This window comes from Mesorhizobium sp. M0437 (assembly GCF_040321335.1).
In the GTDB taxonomy this organism is placed as follows: domain Bacteria; phylum Pseudomonadota; class Alphaproteobacteria; order Rhizobiales; family Rhizobiaceae; genus Mesorhizobium.
In genome coordinates this window covers 1-3713 of the sequence record NZ_JAMYRK010000151.1, presented here as the reverse complement: position 1 = coordinate 3713, position 3713 = coordinate 1, and the positions used below count along the sequence as shown (strand labels likewise).

Here is a 3713-nt window from a genome sequence, read left to right as displayed (position 1 = left end):
AAGCTCGCTTGCTCCGGGTCAATTCACGGCCATGACCCAAAGCTGTCATTCCGCCCGTACGTGTCGTAGCTTCTAATGGCTTGCCGATGGGAGGCGTCATATCCGAGCGCCCGATTGCCCTGACATAAGGCGCTGGTATTGTGTAGTTGATTGGGCTCCAAAGCGGAGCCGTCACACGTGGGAGGAGTCCGAGCGTGGTCGAGAGCGCCGTGCAGCGCCGTTTGGCCGCCATACTCGCTGCCGATGTGGTCGGTTACAGCCGGCTCATGGGCCATGACGAGATGGGCACGCTGACTACGCTGAGGGCGCTGCGGGCCGAGCTGGTCAATCCAAAGATCGCCGAACACATGGGTAGGATTTTCAAGGCGACCGGCGATGGGGTTCTGGCTGAGTTCCCCAGCGTTGTTAACGCCGTTGCCTGTGCGGTCGACATCCAGCGGCGGCTGGAGGCGCGCAACGCCGACATGCCAGAGGACCGCGCGATCCGACTGCGGATCGGGGTCAACCTGGGCGATGTCATCGTCGAGGGCGAGGACATCTTCGGAGACGGAGTGAATATTGCGGCTAGGCTTGAGAGCGTCGCCCCGGCCGGTGGCATAGCGGTGTCGGGCACAGTGCGTGACCACCTGGGCAACCGGCTCGATCTGCAGTTCGAGGATATGGGCGAGCAGGCGCTGAAGAACATCGAGCAGCTGGTGCGCGTTTGCCGAGTGCGCCCAGCCGATACCTCTGCCTTGGTGCGTCGCGCACTGTCGCTACCCGATAAGCCGTGGGTCGCCGTCTTGCCGTTTGTCAATAGGAGCGGCGATCCAGAGCAGGAGTACTTCTCCGACGGCATCACAGAGGACATCATTACCGAACTTTCGCGCTTTCGGTCGCTGTCCGTCATCGCCCGCAATTCCTCGTTCACCTACAAGGGACGGACGATGAAGATCCCCGACGTGGCACGCGACTTGGGCGTGACCTATGTACTCGAGGGAAGCGTTCGTCGCGCCGGGAATCGTCTGCGCATAACCGCGCAGCTCATCGACGCTGAGACCGGCAGCCACATCTGGGCGGAGCGCTATGATCGAGAAATTGCCGATATGTTTGCGGTTCAGGACGAGATAACCCAGAGGATCGTGGGCATGCTGGCGGTGGGCCTCGAAGACGATTCCTTGGAACGCGCTAAGCGTAAGCACCCTGAAAACCTCATCGCCTATGACCATTGGTTGCGCGGCAAACATCTCTTGTGGACGGTGGGTCAGAACAATCTTGAAGCGCGCCAACACTTCGAAAAGGCTGCTGCCACAGACCCAACCTTTTCGCGCGCCTATTCCGGTTTAGCGGTGACCTACCAGATGGAAGCGCTTGATTTGCTAATTGCGGCAGAAGGTAGAGGCGCTTATGACATGGCCTTTGATTGCGCCAAACGGGCCCTCGCGCTCGATGAAGCCGATTATCAAGCCCACATCGCGTTGGCATGGCCTTGCCTCTATCGGGGCGACTATGAGCGCATGAAGAAACATGTGGATCGCGCCATCATGCTCAACCCTAACGATGCCGACAGCCTCGCCAATGCCAGCTACATGCTCGCAATGTATGGAGAAGGGGAAAAGGCGGTTGCCTGCGGCGAAGCGGCAATGCGTCTCAATCCACGATACCCCGATTGGTATATCGCCTTTCAGGCGACTGCCCTATTTACCGCAAGGCGGTATCCCGAGGCCCTAGCCGCGCGGATCAGAGTCCCCGACTACTTTATCGATTCGACTTTTTTCGGCGCAGCTATACTTGCCAAGCTTGATAGGCTTGCCGAGGCAAAGCTATGGGCGGAAAAAGCAGTAGCGAGGCTGAAAGCAAGGCCGGGGGGCGTTGAGCAAGCAGCCAAAGGATGCATCCAGCTTCTGCTCGACAACAACCCATTCCGTCGTCAAGAAGATCGTGATCACTTCGCAGAGGCGATGCGCATGGCTGGCGTGCCCGGATAGCCGCTTCGATCCATTCCGGCTGATGTACGTCGAACAGAGTGTTTAGGAGGTAGTGGTGAAAGCACTCACTTTACTGATGGTGAATGATTACCCCGACTATATCGACGCGGGGGAGTGGGCGCGATCTCTCAAGGCGCGCGTTTCGGGCCTCGACTTCCGGTTATGGCCCCATCACGGCGATCCCGGCGACATTGACTTGGTGCTGATCGATAAGGGTACGCCGCGCAGGTTTTTTGAAGGTATGACGCGATTGCGTGCAGTTGCCTATCTCGGCGCGGGCATAGACGGCTTGCAACTGGGTGAGCTGCCTGCGGGCGTTGGCGTCGTACGTTTGGCGACCCGCGAACTTGCCTCTGAGGTTGTGCAGTACATTGTTCTCAGAGTACTGTGCCGGCAACGCCATGTCGTTGAATATGCTCTCCAACAGACCCAGAAGAGATGGCGCCCGATCGCGCCACGGAAGACCAGCGAGACCCGCATCGTTATCCTTGGGGCTGGGCGTATCGGTGGATGGGCCGCGCGACTCTTCGCCGAGCTGGGATATCGCACGGCGGCATGGTCCCGCAACCCTAAGCAAATCGCCGATGTGGCCTGTTACGCTGGTGCCCCAGCGCTTAAGGAGGCCTTGGCTGAACGAGACTTCGTCGTGTGCGCGCTGCCGCTGACCACCGAAACTCGAGGAATACTTAATTCCGAAACTTTCCGTCTGATGAAGCGCGGCGCCTACCTCGTTAATGTCGGACGCGGAGCACACGTCGACGAGGCTGCACTTCTGCACGCCATTGACGCTGGGCAACTGTCAGGCGCCTGCCTCGATGTTTTTACCTCGGAACCGCTCGACCAGGCGAGTCCGCTATGGGCCCATCCGAAGGTGACCATCACACCACATGTGGCAAGCTATTGGGTCGATTCGGGCATAGCGCAGGTGGCAGGTCTGTGCGAGCAGATCAAGTTGGGCAATGACATCACCAATCTCGTAAATCTTGAGCGGGGCTACTAAGGGCCCGTATGGCAATAACTGCTTCAGTTCCTTGACGGGATTCGGCCAATTGCCGCGGCCTAATGAATCTAATCGATTCGAAAATTTCTGTACGGACCCTAAGTGCGGGCTAAGAATCCACTCTTAGTCCGTTAATGGCGCTGCCTGCTCGTTCCGCTCGAGGAGACAGACGGCAGAGAACCACCCAACCAAGCCGCACTGGCGGCTGCTGAGTAGGCGAAGTCCGCATCGCCTCGATCGCGCCAAGAGCGGACATGCGCCTTAGTCGTTCGTGAGAGGCAGCCGCCCAGTGTCATGGCTAGCTCTAGGCGTGCGACCAGGCGCCCACTTCCGAGCGGCTCACGATCACGCTACCCGCCTCGATTTCGCGCTGCATGCGCTGTTCCAAAGTCTCAATATCGACCTCAGCGGCCGTCGCAACGCCCCGGCTCTGGATTTCCGGCAGCATCGTGACAATGAGTTCGGCGGTCTGGTGTGACCAGTCGAAGCCGCCATTAGTTCCCCCAACAACCGCCTCCATGTGCATTGAGGGGCGCGGTCAATCCAGCCGCGCGGAATGCCGCATCGAGCTTGATACCCATATTGGTCTCGATACCGCTGCGCCGGAACGTCTCGACGATCCATCGACAGCAGTGGTCGTAGGTCGGCGCCGGCGGGCTGGATCGACAGCCGTCCCAATCCGGCTCATGGAAGACGATGGTCCCTCCAGGCCGGAGATGACGAGCGACGCCACGCAGCATGGCCAC

Annotated in this window: 3 protein-coding genes and 1 pseudogene; 2 read left to right on the top strand and 2 right to left on the bottom strand. The window is 59.5% G+C overall.

The window, feature by feature from the left end; all coding sequences use genetic code 11:
* The first annotated feature begins 194 nt into the window (after window positions 1–194).
* Window positions 195–1967: an adenylate/guanylate cyclase domain-containing protein gene (locus NKI72_RS34295; RefSeq protein WP_352852149.1), complete on the top strand. Its 1773-nt coding sequence runs from the start codon at window positions 195–197 to the stop codon at window positions 1965–1967.
* A gap of 55 nt (window positions 1968–2022) precedes the next feature.
* Window positions 2023–2967 carry an NAD(P)-dependent oxidoreductase gene (locus tag NKI72_RS34290; RefSeq protein WP_352457236.1) on the top strand — a complete coding sequence of 315 codons (945 nt, stop codon included), beginning with the start codon at window positions 2023–2025 and terminating at the stop codon, window positions 2965–2967.
* Window positions 2968–3271: 304 nt separating this feature from the next.
* On the opposite strand, the gene NKI72_RS34285 is transcribed toward NKI72_RS34290, so the two are convergent.
* Window positions 3272–3487, bottom strand: a complete 216-nt coding sequence (locus NKI72_RS34285) for a hypothetical protein (RefSeq protein ID WP_352852148.1) — start codon at window positions 3485–3487, stop codon at window positions 3272–3274.
* A pseudogene (locus NKI72_RS34280) lies at window positions 3462–3713 on the bottom strand (hypothetical protein); the annotation flags it as partial. The pseudogene NKI72_RS34280 and the gene NKI72_RS34285, both read right to left, overlap by 26 nt.

Bases quoted from the DNA above. Each gene is read 5' to 3' on its own strand.
- NKI72_RS34285 (WP_352852148.1), bottom strand. From the start codon at position 3,487: ATGGAGGCGGTTGTTGGGGGAACTAATGGCGGCTTCGACTGGTCACAC.